The following is a 24,942-nucleotide window of genomic DNA, read 5'->3' as shown; positions in this document are numbered from 1 at the left end:
GAATTCACGCTTAATAATTTTGCAAATTACATATTTGAACCTACATCAGAATCCGTTACTTTTTCTCCAACCTCTTCCATTTCTATTAAACTAGATTCTAGTTTTCTTGAATATTCTCCACTGCCTCGCTGCCCAGTCTGTCTTCAAGTTGTTGTAAATAGAGACTTCGCGGCGAGACATGACGTCCTTCTGCTTCCCAGTAACCATCTTCTCTAATCGAGTCGCCCTCTGTCTTAAAGTCACCTGCCTGTCGTTCTCCGATGAGACCGATGGCATAGTTTTGCGCTGTCGGTGGGCTTTGAACGGCTAATTCACCAGTATGGTTCCAGAACACATAGTTAGCTCCTGCCCATCCATGCCCAGTGCCATAATACGCACGGTCCATGACATTTGCTTTTCCTTCCACGTTGTCAAATAAACCACCTGTTGCCCAGCGTTGATGAGGCTCACTTCGAGCAAAGGAATTCACATCCACTGAATCTAAGATAACATTTGGTCCTGCCATGTGTTTATCGAAAATAAACCCATGTCTAGCTGTTTCTGAATGGACTCTTTGTGTTAAAGTGAGTTGTCCCACATAATTAAATGGGTACCGTCTTGAACCTGTTATGATACTCACCATTTCTTTGTTCGTTGAATCTTGGATGGTCACCCACTTTGAATATCTGCCCACATTAACTAAACTCTTCGTTAAATGCAGACCTGTTACCTTTCTCATCCAGGCATTTTTCGTATATTCAAAGGTTAAGAATGTTGATGCCTTTTCTTCATCTGCATAGTATTCAGTACCATTATCGTGTTTTTCTTTTACAGATTTGTCAAACTCAACATCTACTCTTAGATCTTCAACCCCAACATTATTTAATCGATTGGAATCATCATATTTGTAAACCTCGCCGCCTCCATATACACGTTCAATTGCATTGGAGATTGGAGCATCAATCGTGATGGTATTCCCTTTAATATCTGTAATGACACGGTCGAAATCTAACGTAAATGGCTCCCATTGAATTGTAGTACCTCGGTCTGGAATTTTGTCCATGTTGATTTCATGGATCCAGCTACTATTTCCATACCGGCGAATCATGATCGTATCCCCAACTTTATACGAAGATGCATTTTCGACATGGAAGCTCATGTCTCCAACTGGAACATACAAATCAGTAACAGCAGTTTTGGTTTCTTCAAGTAATGTAGGTGACGCGGTTTTATCGCCTACCTCTAAAATATTCCTTACTGTCTTGCCAGTCGCAAAAAGAACAGTTCCATCTTCTTCCTCTCCGCTGCCGCGAAGGACAACACCACTACTGTTAATTTTTAAAGTTCCTTCAATTTCATAGGTTCCTTTATTTAGTATGACTGCTCCCCGGAAACCATTTGGTTGAAGCGGTAAGTTTGAGACAAACTCAATTGCTTGTTGGATATTTTCTGTATCATCACCTTCTACAGGTTCAACCAATACTTGCTCCTGAACATCCGGAATACTGACACCGCCGCCCATATAGCCGCTGTTAGAGTAGTCCATGATCTGATTTCCTCTAAAGTCAGAAGAATATTCAAGTTTTCCTTCCTTATTCAAAAACGCCATTTTACTTTGATCTTCTGGGAATTGTTCCATATCCATGACACGGAAATGCAAGGTATCATAAACTCTTTTCTCTTTATCCAACTGAATTTCTAGCTGTATTTCATAATTTCCTTCTATAAGAGTTCCAGGAATGCTAAGGGCATACTTTTCACCGCTAGAAATATGAAGTAATTTAAACTTATGGACCACTTCATTGTCTGCGTTTACAACACTTCCTCGTATTTTTCCATCACGGTGAGCATTCACCTTTACTTCAGGATATTTTCCTCCTGGGGAAAGGATTGCCGGCTGCCCAATCTGTGTTGGTAAATCCGGATGAACCAATGAAGTATCGATAATCCGTACTTCTGGGTCATCGACAACAACAAAGACACTGGTGCTTTGGGTAATTCTTTCAACTGTCGCCTTACCAGTGAGGACAGTAACGCCGCCCGCTACAGCGGTAATATTACCATTCCCATCCACTGTTGCTACCTCAGGTCTGCTACTAGTAAACTCAATTATCGCCTCTTGATCGGAGAGTTTTCCTCCATCATATAGATTACCTTCAATATTTACTTTTTGTGTATTGCCTTTTGTCATAGTAATATCTGAATCCTTTTCATACTTATCTATTGTTTCATCAAATAGATATACGCCTTTTAAAGGATTTTGAGCTGGCGGCACTGGAGCTTCATCTGTATCAAAAATCTTCAATTCGTAAATTAAAGGAACGGATGCTTTTTTGGCAGTCAGATTAATCTTCAAATACCGAGCTTTTATTTTTTCAAAATTGGCTTGTTCCTGCTTCTCTACTATTAATAGATTTTTATAAAAGGATGTCCAATTTTTATTATCATCTGACGAGAACAACTCATAATCTACTGCCGCATCTAGGTTAAAGCTAATTTGTGACTTGTTAAAGGTTAGCTCTCTTCCAAGGTCAATGGTTAACCAATGCTGTTTATCGTCATTATAATCTCCACTCAACGCTCTCCAATACGTACTTTCATCTCCATCGACTGCATTGGAGCCAACTGTTCCCCCACAGCTGCTGCCACAAAAGGAACTGACAGTTACATCCTTCTTATAAGCAATATTAATTTGAGTTTTATCCGTTTCTGGACCAAAAACATCGACCCATAAACGATAGGTTTTTGTTACATTATTTTTCGTGACAGAGATATCCACTGCTGCTGTTCCCTCTCCCTTAGCTGTTAATCGTCCTGTTTCATCTACAGCAATAACATCAGGAGCATTGCTTTGGAAAGTAGCTTCTTCTGTTACATCCATTAAGGTACCATTTACTAATTTACCGATTACCGAAATCGATTTGGTGTTCCCAGGAAGGATTGTCAGCCCATTTGCATCTACAGTTTGGCTATCATTCATAACTTTCAAAGAAGATAACGGGCTTAATGATGGATCGATTTGGCGGTTGTAAACTTCAATCTCGGATAAGATGTTTTGACCCTGTCTTCCAGTTGCGGAACCAATAATATCTAAGCTTACTCTGATATATCGTGCTTGAACGGTGTCAAACGCGGCTATTTCATTCGTTGTTAATTCTTGATTTTTTGCCGCTACTTCTACCCATGAAGAGCTTGACGTATTCTTATAAGATATTTGGTAGGATACAATAAAAGAGGCATTTAACCCTTTAATTACTACTTCATTTACTTGAGTCTCTTTCCCTAAATCAATTTCTATCCAAGAATTGTGATTATCATTAACATCTGCATCTGTTACCGACCAATATGTGGTGCTACTACCATCAACTGCATTAGTCGCAGCCAACCCACAGCCAGAACAGTGTGAACTCTTCTGTAAATTTGTTGTCTTATTTAGAGCTAAATTAACGGAACCTTCCTCAGCAGCCGTTCTAGTTCCCATCACCGGCATAAACAAAGATTGGATCATACAAAAAACAAGTAAGATGGCTATCGTTCTTTTAGACAAAAGCTTCATAATTAAACACTCCTTTTTGTAACCGCATTCATTTATTAAACTACTGAATCTAAAAAAAGCTCACCTCCTTAAAGTGGATAACAACACTATTCTTACTTTTACGTGTTAGACATTCTGGGGATGAGGAAGATTCTAGATGATTGGATCGAAGTGATAAGTCAGAATTTTCATACCCTTCATTATAAGTCCTATAAAAATTTGTAAGATGTATAATTTTGTGTTCATTGTGTAGTATTTTTACTAGTTATTAATTACAATAGAAAAACCTTCCGAATAGGAAGGTTCACTTTGTTGATTAAGTCTTTTAGCTATGGGCAAATAGGAATAAGTATAATAAAAGTAATTTAGGGTTCCTCAACATACTCTCCTATAGTTACCGTGGCTTCTTCTTTTTTGAGGGCTCGGTCACTATAGAGCTCTTATAGTTACCGTAGCTCCTTCTTTTTTGGGGTTCGGTCACTATAGAGCTCTTAAATCCTTTCTCCTCCTGTCCGAAGTTCCCCTGGTGCATGAAATTTGATGAAAAATATCACAGACTTCTACCAATTTGCATCAAAAAATGGAACCAATCAATAGATTAGTTCCATTTGGGTTTATTGTGACATTGCTTCAAAGCCTTTTAATCTAGCAATTCCTTCGACAAAGTAAAAGTCACCATAAATCAGCGGATTATCTACATATTTTCCATTATGATAATGACTTACTCCATGTAAAATCAATCCATCCTGAGATGTATTTTCCCAGTCACCATAATTCTTATAAAGGGAATGAAGAATATTTTCACCTGCAGAACGATAAAGCTTGGATTCAATAGGGGCGACCTTTTCAGCCAATAATAACAGTCCACTTGCAGCAATGGCTCCCGCAGAGGAATCTCTGTAAGGCGTAACGTCTTCAGGAATCCGGAAATCCCATACAGGTACAAAATCCTCTGGCAGATTAGCGATAAAGAAATGTGCCACTTTTTTAGCAGCCTGTAAGTATCGATCCTCACCTGTAAAGTGATAACAAAGTGTCATCCCATATAATGCCCATGAAGCACCTCGTGCCCAAGCAGAAAACGGAGCATGTCCTTGTCCTCCTATATGACCAACACATTCTCCAGTTTCTGAGTCAAACTCAACAATATGGTGGACTGCACCGTCTTCGCGAATAAAGTGCGAGAGCACAGTATCTGCATGCTTCATGGCAACTGCTTTAAATCTTGGGTTTTTTGTTTCTTCGGAAGCCCAATATAAAAGGGGTAGATTCATCATCGTGTCGATAATGGACCAACCTGATTTATCATCTCCGTCTGACCAATTGTTCCAGGCTTGAATGTAGTTTCCGTTTGCATTGAATCTTCCCATCAAAATGTGAGCAATCATTAACGCTCTCTTCTTTGAATCTTCTTCACCTAGCTGTTTATATCTAGCAACACTTGTTAACTTCCACATAAAACCAATATCATGATGCATGGTGTAAAAATAATTTATAACTTCGTCTAACTTTACTTCACATGCTTCTGCGATTTCTTTCAGTTTTTCATCTTTTGATTCCTGATACACTTGCCAAAGAAGCCCTGGCCAAAATGCCGCTGACCACCAATTGGGTCTTTCAAAGACATACTCCCCATCCACACTAGCATGTGGGAAATTCGCTCCAATTTTTTCAGATGTTCTTTCTACTTTTTGCTTTATATTTGACCATGCCTCGTCTACCCAGTTTAATTGTTCTACCATTATACTCATCCTTTCAAACGGTAGGGAACAGCCATGCGAATCGTGGTTCCCTTATTATGTTCACTAAAAATTTCGATTCCATAGTCGTTTCCAAACAACAGTTTCGTTCTTTTTGCAACATTTGATAAACCAATACCATGATCTGTATTTAGATGTAATTGCTCATTTTTTAATTTATTTCTAAGCTCTAGTAATCTACTATGATTCATTCCAATCCCATTATCCTCAACGGAAAGAAATAAAATATCTCCTTTTACTTTCCCTCTTATGGTAATTTTCGATTCGTCAGTTACTGGTTGAAAGCCATGTTCAATCGCATTTTCGACTAATGGCTGTAAACTTAATTTTACAATTTCCGCTTGTAATAACTGGCTGTCTATCTCCGTCGAAAATGGAATCTTTTTTTGCCACCTATGCTCCTGAATGAGCAAGAAGTCTTTTACATGTAGTAACTCATCTTCAATTTTTACGACCTCAAGGTTTTGGAGTGAATAACGGAACATATTTGCAAGTGCTTCTGTCATTTCCGAAATTTCATCATCTTCTTTTAATATCGCATAAGAATTGATTGCCCCCAATGTATTGTATAAAAAATGAGGATTTATCTGAGACTGCAATGCTTGAAATTCAACCTTTTGCTTTTCTAACTCTCTCTTCTGTAACATAATTTGACCTTTTTGATTTTCAAGTTCCGCTTTATAAACTTGATCAATGAGAGAAGCTAATCTTTTTACCATTTTATTGTAATTTTGAACTAAGCTGCTAATTTCATCATTTCCACTTGGTTCAGGTGCTAATTCCCAATTCCCTTTCTCAACGTTCTTCATGGTCCTTTCAATCATTCGGATTGGCGTAACAATTTTCCGAATAAAATGCTGTGCTAAGAATAAAGCAAGGATGATGGCAATTGCACCAGAAATGTAAACCGTTGTACGTACAACCGAAATAGGTTCGAATAATGTTACACGAGGTACAGCAAGAACAACCTTCCAACCAGTATAAGAAGAGGTATTAAAATGGAAAAAAAACTTTTCATCCTTCCACTTTTCATAGAAATTATTTTCAGATTTATTCGCTAGCCTATTCTTTATAGATTGCTTGATTTCTTTTCCCATATATTCATCATCCGGATGATAAATAATTTGGCCATCATCGCCGACAATCATAAAGAAACTATTCTCATCCAACTTAATTTCTCCCCATGACCTTGTTAGATAAGAAGGTTTTAAATCCACGGCAATAATCCCTTTTGGCTCAAACGTTTTTGTTCCGCGGATTTTTCGAGCCATTGTAATAACCAACTTGTTCTGATTGATTCTGGGATAGATAAGAATTTTCCCATCATTCGGTGTCCGTTCATTTAAATCTTGGTAAAATTCAGCCACTGGAAATGTACCTCTAGGTTCATTTGACATGATATACCTTCCAGTTTCCCCCATAAGATATATTTGTTCTATTTCAGGCCTCTCCGTTATTACGCCATCCATACTATCTCTAATTTCAGAATATTCCACAAAACTTTCATAACCGGATATAGCACCTCTATCAAGAAATTTCCGAACTTCTTGGCTTGTAATCAGCGGCAGTGTCGCCAGTTCATAGTTTTTTAAATATTCATCAATTTGAAGATTAACGTTGTTTACGATTTGTTCCAAATATACCGACACTTGATTCTCTATTGTACTTGAAGCTTTTATATATGTTGTTACAGTCACTAATACCAAGGAAGAAATAATAATCAGTGAAAAATAAATAAGCAATCTTTGAAATAAATTTAAACGAAGAAACCAGAATTTCATTAATCCATCTCCAGGGATGCAATATATTTTGAAGGAGATAAACCGGTATACTTTTTAAATGTTTTCGTAAAATGTGAGAGATCTTCATAACCAAGACTATTCGCTATTTCAGTAATCTTCATATTACTAGAATCGATAAGCCTCATTGCTTTTTCCATCCGTAATTGCATACGATATTCAACAAAGCTGGTTCCTGTTTCCTTTTTAAAAAGATGACTAAAATAGGCCGAGTTTAGCCCTAATTTGTCAGCAACATCATCTAATGATATTTTTTCGGTAAGATTGTCTGATATATATTTCTTTGCAAATTCAATTGGGTCGAGCACTTGACCCTTACGTTGTACCCGAATTCGACCAATTAACTCAATACAGTTTTGCTGAAAGCTGTCTATTAGTGCCTCTATATTCAATCCATTTATTATTCCTGCACGTTCTTCTAATACTATGTTCCCTCTATTATTCAAACGTTGAATAAGCATGGAAAGAATATTATTTAACGTATTGAAAAAATAACTAACTTCTATTTCTTTACTAACTAATAGTTCACCCCAGGACGATATAGAAGATTTGACTGTATCTTCATTTAGTGTCCATATAGCACCCTCTAGCTTGTCTATTAAATTTTCCAACTCATTCATATTAAGGAAATGATCACTTGGTTTTCGATACTTATCGATGAGCCGTACTAGTGTTTCTTGTGCCTTCTTCTTGGTAACCGGTTTCAAAAGATAATCTTTTACACCTAGAGTAATAGCCTTCTGAGCATAGTTAAACTCATCATAGCCCGAAAGGATTACCCACTGGGTCCGAGTCATCTTTTTATTCCATTTTTCAATCAGAGCCAAACCATCCATTACAGGCATGTTAATATCCGTAAATACGATGTCAAACTCTTGTTCTTCAAATAATTGATTGGCCATCAGACTGCCATCCGCTTCACTAATGTCAATCTGAACATCTTCTAAATCTGTACGACTTACTAGATAACTAATTCCTTTACGTACAATCGGCTCATCATCAATGATTAATATTTTGATGGTTATAGAAATAGTAATCGCCCCCTGCTTACCATGCTGTTAGTTGTGGTGAATTTCCACAAAAAATAGAAACTTCACCCTAGTAAACGAAATACCTACTTGATAACATCATTATATATCTCATTTCTTGTAATCATCTTAATTTTTTTATTTTTTGAAGTTGTTAATTATTAGAACAAAAACGAAAGGAATCAACACTATCGTTTAATAGAGCCATTTTTTTAAAAAACCAGCCTTTATTGTTAAAGGCTGGTTAAAAGCACATTATTTTCTAGTTGTTTCGTAGTATTTGCCTTCTTTATATTGTGCTTTTGCATCTTTAAGGTATTGATCTCCGCCTAGTTTCTTCCATTCTTCCAATACCTTATCCCAATCACTTACAGCTTCAGCTCCAGTAATCATTTTCACGATATGACCATGGAGATATTCAGAATGTCCATCTGCATTTTTATCTTCCATATCAGGTTTACCTGTAAAAGTTGTCAATGGTGGTTCAAAGGTAATTCCGCCATTTCCTTCTTTAGCAAGAACATTCTCATACGTGTCTAAAAGTTGTTGTCCTTCAGGTGTTGTTTCTAATAAGCCTTCTGTATATGCTGCATCACCCGTTAACCATAACCAACCTGTACGGAATGCCTCTTTGTTCACTTCATCTGGGGCTTCTGCTTGTTTGTAGTTAATTTTGCCATTCTCTTTTGTATAGTCTTCACCTTCGATTCCAAAGGTAAAGAATTCAGTTGCTTCTTCCGTAACCATCCAATCTAAGAATTGGATAATACGCTCTGGGTTCTTTGTTTCCGCATTGATAAAGTAGTTTCTAAAAGCTGGATCATAGATAACATATCCACCATTTGTACCTTCTGTACCTACAGGAGAAGGAATTATCGCTAGTTCTGCATCAGGTACACTTGCCTGTAAGACTTTATTCCAAGAATTAAGGACATTGGCATTTGCTGAGAACATGCCACCCTTACCAGACTGGATGATATCTTTGTATTGATTTGATTCTTGAGTTAAGAATTCCTTGTGGATTAATCCCTCATCGTACATTGTTTTATACGTTTGAATTGCCTTCTTCATATTTGCTGAATCAAGATACTTAGGAACTGGATCTCCATCTTTATTTAATTCCATTAAAGGTTGTACATCATAAGCACCAAAGAAAGTATCAGAATAACTTAATCCTTTTCTTGCTACAAATGGCTGTTCAACGCCCATTTCTTTAAAAGCACGCAATACTTCAAGCGTTTCCTCAACAGTTTTTGGTACCTCTAAACCTGCTTTTTCTAATAAATCTTTACGAACAAATGTTGCTCTACGAGAAGGATTACTCAAAATTTGTGGAATGGCATAAATTTTTCCATCCGTAAATCTTTGTGTTTCCCATACTTCTTTAGGAATGAACTTCTTTAAATTTGGTCCATATTCATCAATTAATTCATCAAGCGGCAAGAATACTCCTGCTTCAACGGCTTGTACCAATGACTGACCTGAATTCGTGAATTTTCCCATACCTTGGACAACATCCGGAATATCACCTGATGCAAACATTAAATCCATTTTTGTCTTATAATCATTGTGTGGCAATAATTGAATGTCAATATCTGTATTTGTAAATTCTTCTATTTTCTTAACATATGGATCTTCATTGATGTTTGGAGAGTTCTCTACATGCGGTATTGCAAGTGTACGAATAGCCATAGAAAATGCTACTTTCTCATCGGTAACTTCTTTCTTATCAACTTCTTTTTTCTCTTCCTTACCGGCTTCGCTTGAACTACAGCCCGCAATGACTACAGCAGTTATGATGGCAAGGATAAATGCCAGGAACATATTTTTACGTTTTCTCTGTTTCATGCTTTTTCCCCCTTAAATTTTTAAATATAGTTAGAAAAGAACAGTCATTACTCAATGATTATTCTTTTACAGAACCCAACATGGAGCCTTTCACAAAATACTTTTGCAAGAATGGATAGACCAATAGGATAGGCAGCGTTGCAAAGATAATGGTTGCCATTTGAATTCCCTCTGGTGAGCTCAATGCCATTGAAGTCAAGTTCGCTTCTGTATCAACCATCTCATTTGAAACAATCATTTGCCTTAGCTTAACTTGAAGTGGGTATAGTCTTGGATCGTTGATAAAGTAAATCGCACTCTGATAACTATTCCAATGACCAACTCCATAAAAAATACCTAATGTCGCTAAAGCAGGCTTTGATAATGGTAAAATAATTTTAAAGAGAATACCAAGTTCCCCTAAACCATCTACTCTAGCCGCATCGATGAGCGTGCTTGGAATATTCATAAAAAACGATCTCATGATAAAAAAGTTAAAGGCACTAATTAATCCTGGTATTACTAGAGCCCATAAAGTATCAATCATTCCTAAGCTTTTGATGACTAGGAAAGAAGGAATTAATGGGACAGAGAATATCATCGTGAATAATACCATTATGAGGACAAACTTTTTCCCCTTAAACTCAGGTCTAGAGGTTGGATAAGCTAACGACGCTGTTGCAATTAGGTTTAACAGCGTACCACCTACCGTAATAAGTACCGAAATCCCAAATGCTCTCCAAATGGCGGCATCTTGCATGACGTATTCAAAGTTATTAATCGTAAACTCAACTGGCCAAAAAAATACTTTTCCATTTGTAAGAGATTCTGCTGAACTTAATGATTTTGCAACAATATGCAAGAATGGGAGCAGCATACTTAGGGAAAGTAAGGTGATAAAAACAACATTAAAACTAGTAAATATTTTTCCGCCGAGACTTTGTTTATGTTTCATGCTCTTCCCCTCCTTTTAGTACAAACTGTTCCCGGTAAAGCGCTTACTTAAGAAGTTTGCAATCATTAACAGAATTAATCCAACGACGGATTTTAACAATCCAATAGCAGTTGTAAAGCTATACTGTGCTTGTTGTAAACCTGCTTTGAAAATATAGGTATCTAGTACCTCTCCATTTACTGAATTTAATGGATTTAAGAAAACGTAAACCCTTTCAAAACCGAAGTCTAAGAAATTACCAATCTGAAGTAAGAAGAGCACAGTGAATGTTGGCATGATTGAAGGAATCGTAACGTGTATCGTTTGCTTCCAGCGGTTTGCACCGTCTACCTTTGCTGCTTCATATAATTCTGGACTAATGGCTGTTAATGCCGCTAAGTAGATAATCGTTCCCCATCCAACACTTTGCCATAGTTGCGCAAAAATTAAGATTGGACGAATAAAATTCTCTGAGCCTAAAAAGTAGATTGGCTCCTTCCCTAACCATTCGATAAAATGGTTTACAATACCAGTTGTTGGGGATAAGATACCAACAAAAATCCCACTTATGATTACCCAAGATAGAAAATGCGGCATGTAAATAACCGTTTGGACAATTTTTTTGTAAAATACTAGTCGAAGCTCATTCAATAATAAAGCTAGAATAAGCGGAGCTGGAAACATAAGCATATCGTAAAAGCTTAATAACAAGGTGTTTTTTAGTATCCTCATGGATTCTGGATTCTCAAATAATGTTCTAAAGTGTTTCAGTCCCGCCCATGGACTGTCAAAGACACCTTTGAAAATGTTGTAATCTTTAAATGCAATAATGGAACCTACAAGAGGAATGTATTTAAAGATTAGAAAATATAAGATTCCTGGAATGGCGATGATATACAACATCTTATACTTCTTAAGATGGCTGAGAGTTGAAGTAATCTTGCTTACTTTTGTCGGTGTATTGTGTTGAATTACATTCTTGTCTATAACGACATTCGTATCTTCCATCCATTTTCACTCCTTTATCACGAACTTTCTAGCGATAGAATGAATCCTCTATTCTATCGGGACAAAACTTAACATCTTATTATCATGATAGGAAGTTAAGTTTTGTCCTTGCTAGTAGATTCCTAGATTAAAACCAATCGGCGTAACCAAGTTCTCTCAAATGGCTGGCTGATATTTTAAGACTCTCATAAGGGTCCCTGCCGTACGTGTCGTCTTGTTCAATAATGAAGTATTCAGATCCATACAAAAGGCCCGCTTCGATGATTTCTTTAATATTTAGCGTGCCTTCACCTAATTCTGCAAATTCAATGTTGTTATGCACTCTTTGTACATAGGTTGCACGATCGGTTATGCCGTTCAAATCAACTACTCCGATACGGTAATCTTTTAAATGCAACAAGCCAATTCTACCAGTGTAATTTTTAAGTATTTCTACAGGCCTTACACCTGCCCTTGCTACCCAATGGACATCTATCTCAAAACCTAGTTTCGAAGAATTATTTTTAATGATATCTAGTAATAATTCCCCGTCATATTTTTGGAATTCAACGGCATGATTGTGGTAATAGAATTGAATTCCATATTCATCCAATCTTTTTGCCACTGATTCTGCCTTTTGAACAAAGTCCAGTATTTTACCTTTGTCTCCCAAAATCTCTAAGGGAATCATTCCCATACGTAAGTAGTTACAATCTAGTGTTTTACAATCATCTACAATTTTTTGAAAATGCTCCGTTAGATTATCACCATTACTACCCGGCTTCGGATCAATCGTGGCGGAAAGTGCTGCAATTTTAATATCGAAGTCCTCAGCCGCTCTTTTAAATTCAGCAACATTTTCTGCTGTCATTGGAATTTGTGATACTTCGACGGCGCGATAGCCAAGCTCGTGAATCTGTCTCATCGTTTCGTAGACACCCTGTTCAGCAACCTTGCCTTTCACCATCATCATCTGTACTGCAAATTTACCTTTTTTCACTTTAGCTGTACCTCCTTAGTTTTGTACAGTAACGCCTTTTTCTTCTTCAATCTTTTTATTTAATTCAGCTAAGAAAAAATCCTCATCGAGCGGTAATTCTACTTCTTTTCCCAACCAGCTTGAAAGGTGGATGGCGTTAGCTAATGCCACTCCATGAATTCCATCACTGCCTGGAGCTACTAATTCTGTTCCATCCAAAATGTTGGCTGCGAAGTTTTCCAAAATATTTATATGTTGCTGCCCCCATACACTTTGGAATTCAATGACTTCCTCACTGTATATTTTCGAAGGACCCTCGCCTCTGGTAAGTTTCCCAATATCGCCCCAGCCTAACGTAGCGCTCATTTCCGGTTCAGACAAAAAGAGTCGTTTAATGGTAATTTTCCTGCTATTGTCGACGATGATTTTTCCTTTATCCCCAAGGATTTCAAAACGGTCTGTTCCTAAAACGTCATGTGTACAAGTTATAAATACTCCAGTTGCACCATTTCCATAGTCAAGTATAGCGGTTACTTCATCTTCGACTGGAATATTTCTTTGGTATCCGTATTTTAGGTTTGAATAAACCTTCTTAGGCATTCCGCAAATCCATTGAAGTAAATCGATTTGATGTGGTGCTTGGTTTACAAGTACACCGCCGCCTTCGCCGCCCCATGTGGCTCTCCATGCACCCATATCATAATAACCTTGTGGTCTCCACCAGGTAGTAATCATCCAGTTGGTCCGGCGAATACTACCAATCTCACCATTATCAATTAATTCTTTTACCTTCTGATAGAGTGGATTGGTTCGTTGATTAAAGAACACCGCAAAGGTTACATCAGGCTTCGTGGCCGCAAAATCGTTTAATTCTTTTACTTGTTTTGTGTAAACTCCCGCTGGCTTTTCCACTAAAGTGTGAATATTTCTCTTTAACGCTTCAATCCCAATCTCTGGGTGCAGGTAATGTGGAACGGTAGTAACGATGGCGTCCACTTTACCACTCTCAAGCATTTCAATATAGTTATCAAAGAAAGGAACATCAGGGTAATTTTCTGCACAATATTCCTTTTTTGCTGGGTCAATGTCACAAAAAGCCCCAATCACCATGTTCTTAACTTTTCCTTCTGTAATAAATCGAGTGTAGTTTCCTCCTTGTTGTCCAAATCCAATTATTCCTAACCTTACTTTTTCCATCGTTACTTCCCCTCTCGTTATCTATTTTTCGGACATATCATTCTGTACTTTTTTAAAATTGTTAGAATTAAATTATTATTGGAATCGTTTTCAAAGTAATTTATATTAAGAAGTTTATCACTTGTAAAACAAAACTCCCTTGTACGATATTTGGCTCTATTGTATTTTTTTTAGAATTACAAAAAATTCACTATGCCAAAACATAAAAAAAGCGCTAATTGATTTAGCGCCTTCCGATCATCCTCTATATTTTATTGCTAAACCTTTTAAGAAGTTTCGAGCGTATTTATCTAAACACTCTTTATAATTCTTATGACCTTCTTTTCTTAACAAGGCGCTTAATTCACCTTTAGTAATCGTGACTCCTGCCTTTTCAAATAGTTCAAGCATATCTTCACTTGTTAATTCCAGAGCGATTTTCACCTTTTTTAATACGATATTATTGATATTTCCGTTTTTCTTTACAGCCACTGCTGGTGCATCAGGTTGTCCAGGTTTTGGTTCCTGCTTACCCCTTTTAAAAGTAATAAACCCATTTAAAAATGAATCTAACATCCGATTATTACATTTTATATAATCATCATTTTCTTCTATATTATCATCATAATCTTCTTCATCATCGTAACTGTCAGTTGGTTTTGTCAGTATCTTGAGTACATCGTCCTTCGTTACCTCTACATCACCTAGTTTAAATATCTTTACCATATCTGTATCTTTAATATCTAGCGCATATCTTAATCGAACTAATATATCATTATTATCCATTTTGAACCTCCAAAAATATTGATAATAGCAAAAGCAACCAGCTTAAACCGTCATTTTCCAGCTTGATAATGCTAGCCAGTTTTCCTGTTCCTTATAATCGGGCATCATTTTTCCAACTAGTCTCCAGAAAGAACGATCATGATTCAGGTGAACCATATGGCACATCTCGTGTACTACGACGTAGTCAATTACTTTTTCGGGCGCCATTGCAAGCCTCCAATTAAATGTTAACTGGAGTTTTGAATCACAGGTTCCCCATGTAGTTTTACTGTCAGAGATACGGATAGAACGAGGTTTCACTTTAAAGTTGCCTTGATAGGACTTGATGCTGCTCTCTACCAACGCTTTACACTGCTGGTAATAAAAACGTTTTAAAGCTTGTTTTATTTTATCATCCTCAAGCTGCTTCACAAATATTTGTAACTTATCTTCTTCAAACACTACAAAATCTTGCTTGATATTTATATCATGAGAGATTTGTATGGGGTGTGTTTTACCTAAATAAAGAAAGGTCTCATCATGATCATAAACCTTCGTCATTGGTCCTCGGAATCTATCCTCCATTTCTTTTACCTTTAGCTGAATCCACTCCCACTTTTCTTCTAATGATTGAAGTACGTATTCATCTGGTGCCCCTTTCGGAGCCTGGACTTCAATTTTTCCATAAAGGTCGATAGATATGCTCATAGATTTCCGCTTTTTATAAATAATATCAAAACTAATTGTCTCACCTAAGTAAGTATGGAACATTTTAATCCCCTATCTTATCCGTTCATGCCATTAACCTTCTAGCTTGCAATAAACTTCACTTTAACATATGGTTACTGAATATCAAATATATTTTCCTAGTGAATCAAAATATGGAAATGCATAACAAAAAAAGGCAACGCCCCTAACGGAAGAGGAGTTGCCTTTTTCACTTTCACACAAGCTTTACTATTTCACTTCTCGATAAAGGTTGATTTCTGTGCTTTCTCTAAGTTTCCTTAGTTCTGGAACAATTGTCCTTACATGACTGCTAGCATTATGTAGATTTATTGCCTCTTCATCTACCCATTCTTCAATCATCGTAACGATGGTTGGATCTTTGATATCTTCATGAAGAACATAAGATATACAGCCTTCTTCTTTATTGGTTTCAATAACAAGTTCTCTAGCAATTTGTAAATATTCTTCTTTCTTTACATCTGGTTTCAGTTTGCCTTTAGCAACAACTCTAAGCATAGTAAGAACTCCAATCTATTAAATAATTTATTATGTAATTCGGCAATCTACTTTATTTCCTTTTCATTATAAGGTTTTTGCAAAAAAAATACACTACTTTTAAAATGGAGACGGAGGAACCGTCCCCATAATCATTTAACATCAGGTAAGAGATCCTCATGCCTCTTTTGTGTGTATTTTCTCATTTAAAGGGCTGGCTGCATACGTGATTTCCTTAATGGTCACTGAAACTTCGCCTGTTGGAATTTTTAACATTATCTTTTCACCGATATTCTTAAGAAGAAGCTGCTTGCCTACCGGAGACAAAAAGGAAATAAACCCTGAATCTGGATTAGATTGTTCCGGGATACAAATGGTATAATCCTCTGCTTCATTATCCTCTTCATACCATACCGTGACTTTTGTCCCGATATACACCTTTGGAAAAGTTGAAATAGTCTTATTTCGGTTATTCTTCTTTAATAGATCTTCCACTTCTAGGATGTATATATTGAAAAAGTGTTTTATTCGTTCCTGCACAGGGGTCGATGAGATATAGAGGGTCGTTAGCTCTTTGATATTTTCATCAATATAAACCAACTGTTGTACGAAATCTTCCTTATTTTGATGTATACTATGGTTCATAATATATAACCCCCAGACTTGGATTAAATCTTTTGAAAACTTTTGAAAACCTTTTCATTTTTTTATTCCTCCTTATAAAAAAATAAGACCCCCCTGAAATATTGGCGCTACAGCATTCCTGTACAGGAAAGAAGCAATGCCCTTTTATCCAAGAAAAGGTCTTAGTATAATATTAACATATATAGGTTAATAAGTCCTATTTAGTACTCTGAAGGTCTATAGTACCTTACTTAAGAAAGCTTTTGTTCTCTCATGCTGTGGGTTAGCGAATAACGCATTCGGTTCATTTTCTTCAACAATATAGCCGCCATCCATGAAAATAACACGATCTCCAACTTCACGTGCAAAGCCCATTTCATGTGTAACAACTACCATAGTCATGCCTTCTTTAGCAAGCTGCTTCATTACCTCTAAAACATCCCCGACCATTTCCGGGTCAAGTGCAGAGGTCGGTTCATCAAACAGCATGATTTTTGGATTCATTGCCAGTGCTCTTGCTATGGCAGCCCGCTGTTTTTGTCCGCCAGAAAGTTCCCCTGGATAGCTGCTTGCTTTTTCTTTAAGTCCAACCTTACCAAGTAACTCAAGGGCGTTTTTTTCAGCCTTTGCTTTATCAACAGAAAGGATTTTACTAGGTCCTAATGTAATATTTTCTAGAACGGTTTTATGTGGGAAGAGATTAAATTGTTGAAATACCATTCCAACTTCTTGTCTCACTTTGTTGATATTAATCTTGGGGTCCGTTATATTATGGCCGTTAATCACGACCTCACCACCTGAGATTTCTTCCAGGCGATTTATGCAACGAAGAAATGTACTTTTACCTGATCCAGAAGGGCCGATTACACAAATTACTTCTTTTTCTTGTATCTCTACATTAATATCTTTTAAAACCTCGAGGTTTCCAAAGGATTTTCTTAAGTTTTTTACTGTAATAATACTCATCGAAGCTGAATCCTCCTTTCAACAAAATTAGCAAGAAGCGTCAACAAATAAATGACAATAAAATAAATGACACCAACAGCCAGCCAAATATTAAATGCTTCAAACGTTGCGGAAGCCTGAATTTGCCCCTGTTGTGTTAAATCAGCAATACCAATAACCGATAGAAGTGAAGTGTCTTTTAAACTAATAATGGATTGGTTGGTAATGGTAGGAAGCATTCTTCTAAAAGCCTGGGGCAGGACTACATAGCGCATAGTTTGTGCTCCAGTAAAACCAATCGATCTGGCTGCCTCTGTTTGACCCTTATCAATGGATTGAATACCAGCTCTGATAATCTCTGAAAAATATGCCCCAGCATTAATAGCAACGGTGATAATACCTGCGGTCGTATTGTTCAAGGAAATCAAATCTAAAGAATTTAGTCCAAAATAAATGAAAAATAGCTGTACAATAAATGGTGTTCCTCGAATTGCATCAACATATATCTTTGCAATCCACTTCAGGATTTTAATCGGCGCGAGCCGAAACAAGGCTATCACTAAACCAATTAAAAAACCTAGAATAATAGCAATAATAAATATATAAATCGTAATTTGAAGTCCTTTTAATAATATCGGTAATGCTGCCGCAATTACATCCACATTTTCATCCCCTTTCAACTAATAAAGCGCGCTTTATGCGCGCCCATTAATTTATATTTATTCACCAAGATACGTTTTTAAAATTTTATCATACGTTCCGTCTTTTTTAAGCTCAGCAAGTCCATTATTAATTTTTTCTAATAACTCCTTGTTTTCCCCTTTCAATACAGCAATTCCGTATTGATCTCCATTCAAACGGTCTCCCACAAGCTTTAACCCTAGATCCTTCTGGGCAATGGCATAAGAGATAACAGGGTAATCTTCAATTAGTGCATCTGCATTTCCATTGGATACTTCTTGGAACATCGCAGGACTATCGTTAAATTGAACAACTTCAATTCCTAGTTTTGAAGCATTATCTACTGCATATTTCGCACCTGTCGTACCTTTTTTAACAGCAACTTTTTTCCCTTTAAGGTCATCAACGGATTTAGTAGTTGAATTATCTTCTTTAACAACAACTACTAATCCAGCGTCAAAATATGGTGTTGAGAAATCTACAATCTTTTTTCTATCCTCTGTAATACTCATTCCGGCAATAGCCACATCCAGTTGATTGGCTTGCATAGCTGGGATAATTCCGCCAAAATCCATTGCAGAAAGTTCGATTTCAAACCTTTGGTTTTTCGCAATTGCTTGAATTAATTCGATATCGATACCCTTATACTCGTCTCCTTCTTTAAATTCAAATGGAGGATACGTTGTATCTACACCAACTTTATATACCTTTTCACTATCCGCATTCTCTCCAGCTGTTTCCTTGCTTCCACAAGCTGCGATAAAGAGAGTAAGAATTAAAAACAAACTAAATAAACCAAATTTTTTCATTAAAAGCACCCCTATTTTTTAGATTATTGTTAATATAATTAATACTCTATTAATATAGCATTTAATTAACCATTATAAAAGTACAAATTTTTGGTATAAAAATTCATTTCAGTTAATAAACATAAAAATCTCAATAATAACTGCAGTGCCTGGAACGGCCAGAAGTATAGCGATTCTTGTCAATTAAACACTTAAGGAACTAAAAAGGTTCACACAAAAATGGCCCGGTTTTGTACCAGGGCCGAATGGTATTTCTTATTTTTTAAACAAGCTGTGTTTAGATGACTCCATCTCTTACACCCTATTTACATCCAACTTTGCCTTTAAATAATAGACAGTTGATTGATAATCTCCTCCACGTTTTGCTTTGTGATGATTTGAACCATTAAATTCAGTTGGCAATGTTACGCCGTGATACATTAGTTCATCGCCATAAAAGGCTTCACCTATGTTTTCTATTTCATATAAAATATTTGCAGCTAATCCTTTTAGTCCAAGAACTTGTTGTTTTGTTGGATTAGGAGTTGCCAGTACTTTATACCAGCCAACTAAGGCTTCTGATTTGTCCTTAGAAACTATCATCCACGCTGTCTCATTGTTTTCAAAAGGGCTTAATAGGCGATAAAAATCCCCATCGCGTACAAGCTTTCGGTGCCTTTTATAGAACTGGACCTGCTCCTTAATAATCTTTCTTTCTTCCTCACTCAACTCGAGTGGATTAAGTTCATATCCAAACGTACCAAAGTACGCAGTATTGGCTCTTGTATCTATCGAAGTAGAACGCATGGTTTGATGGTTTGGTGAAGCAGATACATGCGAACCCATACTATAGATTGGATAAACAAGTGAGGTCCCATATTGGATTTTTAGACGTTCAATTGAATCTGTGTCATCACTTGTCCATGCTTGTGGAGCATAATAAAACATACCAGGATCAAACCTGCCGCCACCGCCTGCACAGGATTCAAATAATACATCAGGAAATTCATTTGTTAATTTTTCATATAAAGAGTACACCCCTAAGATATAGCGATGAAAGAACTCTCCTTGCTGCTCAAGCCCTAAGGCAGCCGAATACGCATCCGTGATATTACGGTTCATATCCCACTTAATATAGGACAGATGTGTTTTCCGAATGATGCCTGCCATTTTCTCATAAATATACTCCACTACATCATTTCTAGAGAAATCCAACACAAGCTGATTCCGTCCAAATGTAAAATGCTCTCCCTGTCTCCCTACAACCCATTCAGGATGATCATTATATAATTGACTGTTTGGATTTATCATTTCAGGTTCAAACCATAGTCCAAACTTCATCCCCATGTTATTCAACTTTTGTGCCAACGAAGTTAAACCGTTCGGTAATTTTTCTTCATTTTCAAACCAATCTCCAAGTGAAGAAGTATCATCATTTCGCTTCCCAAACCAGCCATCATCTAACACAAACAACTCAATCCCTAGTTCCTTCGCACTTTCCGCAATGTTTACTAGTTTTTCTTCGTTAAAATCAAAATAGGTTGCTTCCCAATTGTTGATCAAAATTGGTCTTTCATCTGTTTTCCATGGATCGCGGATTAACTGATTTCGGTATAAATCATGAAAGGTTTGACTCATTCCATTTAACCCTTCATCAGAATATACCATCACGACCTCTGGAGCTTGGAAACTTTCATCAGGTGCTAATTTCCACTTAAACTGATGTGGGTGAATCCCCATCATCACTCGCGTAACTTGATAGTGGTCAACTTCAACCTGGGCTAAGAAATTACTGCTATAGATAAAATTGAACCCGTACACCTCATTAACATGCTCTGTTGCATCGTTTCTTTTCAGCGCGATAAATGGATTATGATGATGCGAACTTGCTCCACGTATACTGGAAATGGAGTGGGTTCCTTGGACTAATTCACGTTCTTTTATATGTCTTTCTCTAGACCAAGTTCCTGATAAGTGCACCATTGAAAAATCACTATCTGGAAAGTCAATTGAAGAACTCATGATCTTTTTTATATACAAGTCTTCTGAACCTGCATTTTTCACCGTTACACTTCTCGTGATAGCAGGAAAATGATGAAAGATGGAATAGGTTAAAAGTAGTTCAGTATCCGTTGTATCATCAACTAACCTAATGGTTAATGTTGTTGCCTCAGTTCCATCAGCATAGGTAGCAGGTAATCCTTCTAGCTTTGGTTTCCCTTGTAAAATTTCATAATCCTTGTATGTAAATTGATTCCCTATTCTACCTTCACTTGTTTCAAGTTCAATTGCAGCATCACGGAAATCACCTTTTCCGTAGACAGGGAATTCTTGGCGAGTTGTTTCTAATGAGAAAGCAAGATCATCCTGAAAGAAATGACAGCTTGCAGGTGTAGGGACATCATTTCTCTGGAGATGGGAGAAATCGTCACGATGTCTGATAGCTTTTCCAAAGTATAAATGACCAAGACTTCCGTTTTTAAGGACATTGACTATATAACTAATCTTTCCGTTTGTTAAATGAAATTGGTTGGATTGTTCGTTAACATAGATATGCATGCATATACCCCTTCCAAGGCTTGATATCTTCTTTAAAATAAGGCTGTGTTAAACTTGGCTGTTGATTTGCGCTACAGGGGCTACGCTTTCCGCGGGCTCGCCCGTGAGCCTCCTCGGTCGTTCCGACCTGCGGGGTCTCACTCAGCTCGTTCTTCCCGCAGGAGTCGAGCCCCTTTCGCTCCAATCAACAGGTTCTAAAATCAACAGTATCCTTTAACACAGCCTAAAATAAAAGTAAAGAGCCTGAGATTTAATTCAAGCTCTTTACCATCTAGATTATTTAATTGGTTGAATCACAAATTCAAATTCCATGTCTTCATTTGCTTTCACTAGATGTTCTGGGTAAACTGGCGCTCCCCAGCTATCATCCCCGCCAACGCCCATTTGTTTCCCCGCAACGGTAACAACTGTATAGTGTACATTAGGCAGTTCATAATGATGTGCCGCATTCTCTAATTCAAATGCGGTATACGGTGAAAAATTACATTCTACTGGACGAGAAGTAGAAGAAATCTTGATACCATGTCCGTCACTGTTTGTGAGGTTTACCCAGCGTACTCCAGTGCGGTTGCCAGACTCTTGCGGTTTTACATATCCCGATAAATTGTCAGCAACCTTATTGGTAAATACTCCAAGTCTTGCCCCGGCTGCACGATCTGAATAATTCTCCTCAGGTCCCATTGCGTACCATTCTAATTGGTCGTAATCTGCAGAAACCTTGAATGAAACTGCAAAAATCGGCATTTGTGGAAGGTTTTCAGCACCATGATAGATTGATTTAACACGCACACTTCCATCTGCGAATACTGTAAAAGTATTTTTCACTTCAATTTCTGAATGAATCGAAAACTTATAGGTAAACGTAACCTCTACTTTATCAGCCTGTTCCTTTACATCCAACCCAACGGATTGACGCGCTAGGCTAGCTGCATACCAGCAACCTGAGGTAAACCCTTGAGAAAATCCTCTGTCATTATCAGTAGTAGCTCTCCAGAATAGTGGAAGCAGTGGAGCTTCAATCATCTCTCTACCTCCATATTTCATAGAAATAAGACTTTTGGCCTTTCTACAAAACATGATTGTAAAATCAGTACCATGCACACCAATGTTTTGTGTACCGTATGCTACTCTTAGATTCCCACTAGGAATTTGAGCAATTTTTTGGATATCCTCAAACACATATTGGCCAAAGGCAAGCTCATAACCAGCGTTCGCCCAAAGCTTTTCCTCTTTTAGTTTCAATGAGGTATGGATGACATATTCACCAGCTTCATTTAGTAATTCAGCCGGCCATTTAAATTCAACTCGACCTTCATTTTGCGGCAGAATCACTACTTGGTCCTGATTCCTATACAATTCTTTCCCCTCTAGGTATAGAATGTATTCCAAATCATAGTCAGATGTATCTTCAAATAAACTTTCATTTATAATGGTAACCCCAGATTTATCAACATTTAGCTTAATATTCTGGTATAAATATTTAACTTCCTGCATCTTTGGTGATAGCTCTCGATTTGAATATACGATCCCATTTGTACAGAATCCATAGTCTGAAGGACGATCCCCAAAATCTCCTCCGTATGCAAAAAATTCTTGACCATAGCGGTCCTTCTTTACTAGCGATTGATCAATATAATCCCAAATAAATCCACCTTGATACATCGGATATTTTTTTTCAAGGACGGTATATTTGTCCATTCCTCCAAGAGAATTACCCATGGCATGCATATACTCACAGCTTATATAAGGTTTTTGTGGGTTATCATTCAAATATTCCTCAATATCTGCCGGCTTCGCATACATACGGCTCTCCATATCACTGCTGTCGTTATAGTCACGATTATGGAATACACCCTCATAATGCACAAGACGGCTTGGGTCAACAGATTTGAAGTAACGGGATACATTTAGGATTACCTCACCAGCATAGGACTCATTACCACATGACCAAATTAAGATGGATGGATGGTTCTTATCTCTTTGGACCATGGAAATTGCCCGGTCTAAAACAATATTCTGCCATTCAGGGTTATTGCCGGGAATATTCCGTGAAGGTTCAACTACTCCCATCCATTGCCATGTACCATGTGTTTCCAAGTTCATTTCATCAATCACATAAATACCATATTCATCACATAACTCGTACCAATAACTTTGATTTGGATAATGAGAAGTACGAACTGCATTGATATTGTTTTGTTTCAATGTTTTAATATCCCAAAGCATATCTTCTTTTGTAATCGCACGGCCACTACGGCAGTTGAATTCATGACGATTTACACCTTTGAACACAATTCTTTCACCATTAAGCAGCATGATTTTATCAACAAGCTCAAACTTTCTGAACCCAACCTTTTGGGGAATGACCTCTACAAGTACGCCTGTAGCGTTATAAATTTGGATATAGAGTTTATACAAATAAGGGTTTTCCGCACTCCAAAGTTTCGGAGCTTCCACTTCTATCGATACTGAACTATTTTCACCGGTAAGTTCGCTGCTTTTTTTCGCTCCAAGGTTTCCTTTGTCATCACAAAGCTCTGCTATTATTTTGGATCCTGCGGGAACGTTTGACAGAAACGTTAGATCTACTTTAAGCTCTCCATTCTTATAGGAAGAGTCAAGCTCGGTATGAATGTGGATATCTTGTGCATGAATTTCAGGTACTGTATATAAATATACATCTCTAAATATACCTGAAAATCTCCAAAAGTCTTGATCTTCAAGCCAACTACCGGTACTACGTTGGAACACCTCAACAGCAAGCTTATTTTCTCCTTCAGTTAGGAAAGAAGTCAATTCAAACTCAGCAGGAGTGAAGCTGTCTTCACTGTACCCAACAAATTCACCATTTAACCAGACAAAAAAAGCTGATTCTACACCTTGGAATGAAATATAAACAGGCTTGTTGTCCATACTCTCAGGCACTTTAAAATACTTCACATAGCTACCAACTGGATTAAAATCCGTTGGGATTTCTGGTGGACGTACATCTCTATGCCCATCCCATGGATAGATTGTATTCACATATTGTGGAGTTCCATATCCTTGTAACTGGATATGGCCAGGAACTTTGATATTCCCCCAAGCCGAGCATTCAAAGCCAAGCTCATAAAAACGCTCTGGTCTTGAGTCTGGATTAATAGAATAATGAAATTTCCAATTTCCGTTCAAGTCATGGCGCATCTTCATGGCAGAAGCTTCTTCCGCTTCCTCCATTGTGGCATAGTACACATGATCAGAATGTGCCGGAACCCTATTAACGGCAAACACATTTAAATCAGTAAGCCAATCTACAGATGGAACTTGCGCTTGTGTATTTTCTTTGATTTGAGTATTTGTCATATTCCTACTC

General features: G+C 37.2%; 18 protein-coding genes. All 18 read right to left on the bottom strand.

From position 1 onward, the window contains the following. Positions 1-97: 97 nt before the first annotated feature. The 18 genes from J2Y03_RS17440 to lacZ all read right to left on the bottom strand — a co-directional run bounded on the left by J2Y03_RS17440 (position 98) and on the right by lacZ (position 24,932). Positions 98-3,535, bottom strand: a complete 3,438-nt coding sequence (locus tag J2Y03_RS17440) for a discoidin domain-containing protein (RefSeq protein ID WP_310196133.1) — start codon at positions 3,533-3,535, stop codon at positions 98-100. A 593-nt stretch (positions 3,536-4,128) separates the two neighbouring features. Then, a complete protein-coding gene (locus J2Y03_RS17435) occupies positions 4,129-5,256 on the bottom strand; it encodes a glycoside hydrolase family 88 protein (RefSeq protein ID WP_396954219.1) in 1,128 nt (375 codons plus the stop codon). Between the two features lie 5 nt (positions 5,257-5,261). Beyond that, on the bottom strand, positions 5,262-7,055 hold the full coding sequence (locus J2Y03_RS17430; protein WP_310196129.1) for a sensor histidine kinase: 1,794 nt from the start codon (positions 7,053-7,055) through the stop codon (positions 5,262-5,264). Beyond that, complete coding sequence (locus J2Y03_RS17425; protein ID WP_310196386.1) at positions 7,055-8,077, bottom strand: response regulator transcription factor; 1,023 nt, start codon at positions 8,075-8,077, stop codon at positions 7,055-7,057. Before J2Y03_RS17425 ends, J2Y03_RS17430 begins: the two co-directional genes overlap by 1 nt. A 279-nt stretch (positions 8,078-8,356) precedes the next feature. Beyond that, positions 8,357-9,949 carry an extracellular solute-binding protein gene (locus J2Y03_RS17420; RefSeq protein ID WP_310196127.1) on the bottom strand — a complete coding sequence of 531 codons (1,593 nt, stop codon included), beginning with the start codon at positions 9,947-9,949 and terminating at the stop codon, positions 8,357-8,359. 58 nt (positions 9,950-10,007) lie between these two features. Then, on the bottom strand, positions 10,008-10,883 hold the full coding sequence (locus J2Y03_RS17415; RefSeq protein WP_310196126.1) for a carbohydrate ABC transporter permease: 876 nt from the start codon (positions 10,881-10,883) through the stop codon (positions 10,008-10,010). Between the two features lie 15 nt (positions 10,884-10,898). Continuing rightward, positions 10,899-11,870, bottom strand: a complete 972-nt coding sequence (locus J2Y03_RS17410) for an ABC transporter permease (protein WP_132092170.1) — start codon at positions 11,868-11,870, stop codon at positions 10,899-10,901. Positions 11,871-11,997: 127 nt separating this feature from the next. Beyond that, entirely contained in the window at positions 11,998-12,816 is an 819-nt protein-coding gene (locus tag J2Y03_RS17405) for a sugar phosphate isomerase/epimerase family protein (protein ID WP_310196125.1), read from the bottom strand. A gap of 48 nt (positions 12,817-12,864) precedes the next feature. Then, positions 12,865-14,025, bottom strand: coding sequence for a Gfo/Idh/MocA family protein (locus J2Y03_RS17400; RefSeq protein ID WP_310196122.1), 1,161 nt, complete (start codon positions 14,023-14,025; stop codon positions 12,865-12,867). A gap of 237 nt (positions 14,026-14,262) precedes the next feature. Continuing rightward, the gene (locus J2Y03_RS17395) at positions 14,263-14,790 is read right to left on the bottom strand and encodes a YehS family protein (RefSeq protein WP_132092161.1); all 528 of its coding nucleotides are present in this window, start codon (positions 14,788-14,790) and stop codon (positions 14,263-14,265) included. A 42-nt stretch (positions 14,791-14,832) separates the two neighbouring features. Beyond that, a complete protein-coding gene (locus J2Y03_RS17390; protein ID WP_310196119.1) occupies positions 14,833-15,540 on the bottom strand; it encodes a M48 family metallopeptidase in 708 nt (235 codons plus the stop codon). A 186-nt stretch (positions 15,541-15,726) separates the two neighbouring features. Continuing rightward, positions 15,727-16,014, bottom strand: coding sequence for a putative quinol monooxygenase (locus J2Y03_RS17385; RefSeq protein WP_310196117.1), 288 nt, complete (start codon positions 16,012-16,014; stop codon positions 15,727-15,729). Between the two features lie 156 nt (positions 16,015-16,170). Beyond that, positions 16,171-16,638 (bottom strand): GreA/GreB family elongation factor, encoded by a 468-nt coding sequence (locus tag J2Y03_RS17380; RefSeq protein WP_310196115.1) that lies wholly within the window; start codon positions 16,636-16,638, stop codon positions 16,171-16,173. Positions 16,639-16,854: 216 nt separating this feature from the next. Next, the gene (locus tag J2Y03_RS17375; protein WP_310196113.1) at positions 16,855-17,583 is read right to left on the bottom strand and encodes an amino acid ABC transporter ATP-binding protein; all 729 of its coding nucleotides are present in this window, start codon (positions 17,581-17,583) and stop codon (positions 16,855-16,857) included. Beyond that, positions 17,580-18,224: an amino acid ABC transporter permease gene (locus tag J2Y03_RS17370; protein WP_310196111.1), complete on the bottom strand. Its 645-nt coding sequence runs from the start codon at positions 18,222-18,224 to the stop codon at positions 17,580-17,582. The genes J2Y03_RS17375 and J2Y03_RS17370 overlap by 4 nt, the downstream gene beginning before the upstream one ends. A 57-nt stretch (positions 18,225-18,281) precedes the next feature. Beyond that, entirely contained in the window at positions 18,282-19,052 is a 771-nt protein-coding gene (locus J2Y03_RS17365; protein WP_310196110.1) for a transporter substrate-binding domain-containing protein, read from the bottom strand. 294 nt (positions 19,053-19,346) lie between these two features. Then, a complete protein-coding gene (locus J2Y03_RS17360) occupies positions 19,347-21,590 on the bottom strand; it encodes an alpha-galactosidase (RefSeq protein ID WP_310196108.1) in 2,244 nt (747 codons plus the stop codon). A gap of 276 nt (positions 21,591-21,866) precedes the next feature. Beyond that, entirely contained in the window at positions 21,867-24,932 is a 3,066-nt protein-coding gene (lacZ, locus tag J2Y03_RS17355; RefSeq protein WP_310196106.1) for a beta-galactosidase, LacZ type, read from the bottom strand. Between the last annotated feature and the right edge of the window lie 10 nt (positions 24,933-24,942).

The sequence above is a fragment of the Neobacillus niacini genome, from assembly GCF_031457145.1.
GTDB lineage: Bacteria > Bacillota > Bacilli > Bacillales > Cytobacillaceae > Neobacillus > Neobacillus niacini_J.
Note: the sequence above shows the minus strand (reverse complement) of the source record. Positions and strands in the feature narration are given on the sequence as shown.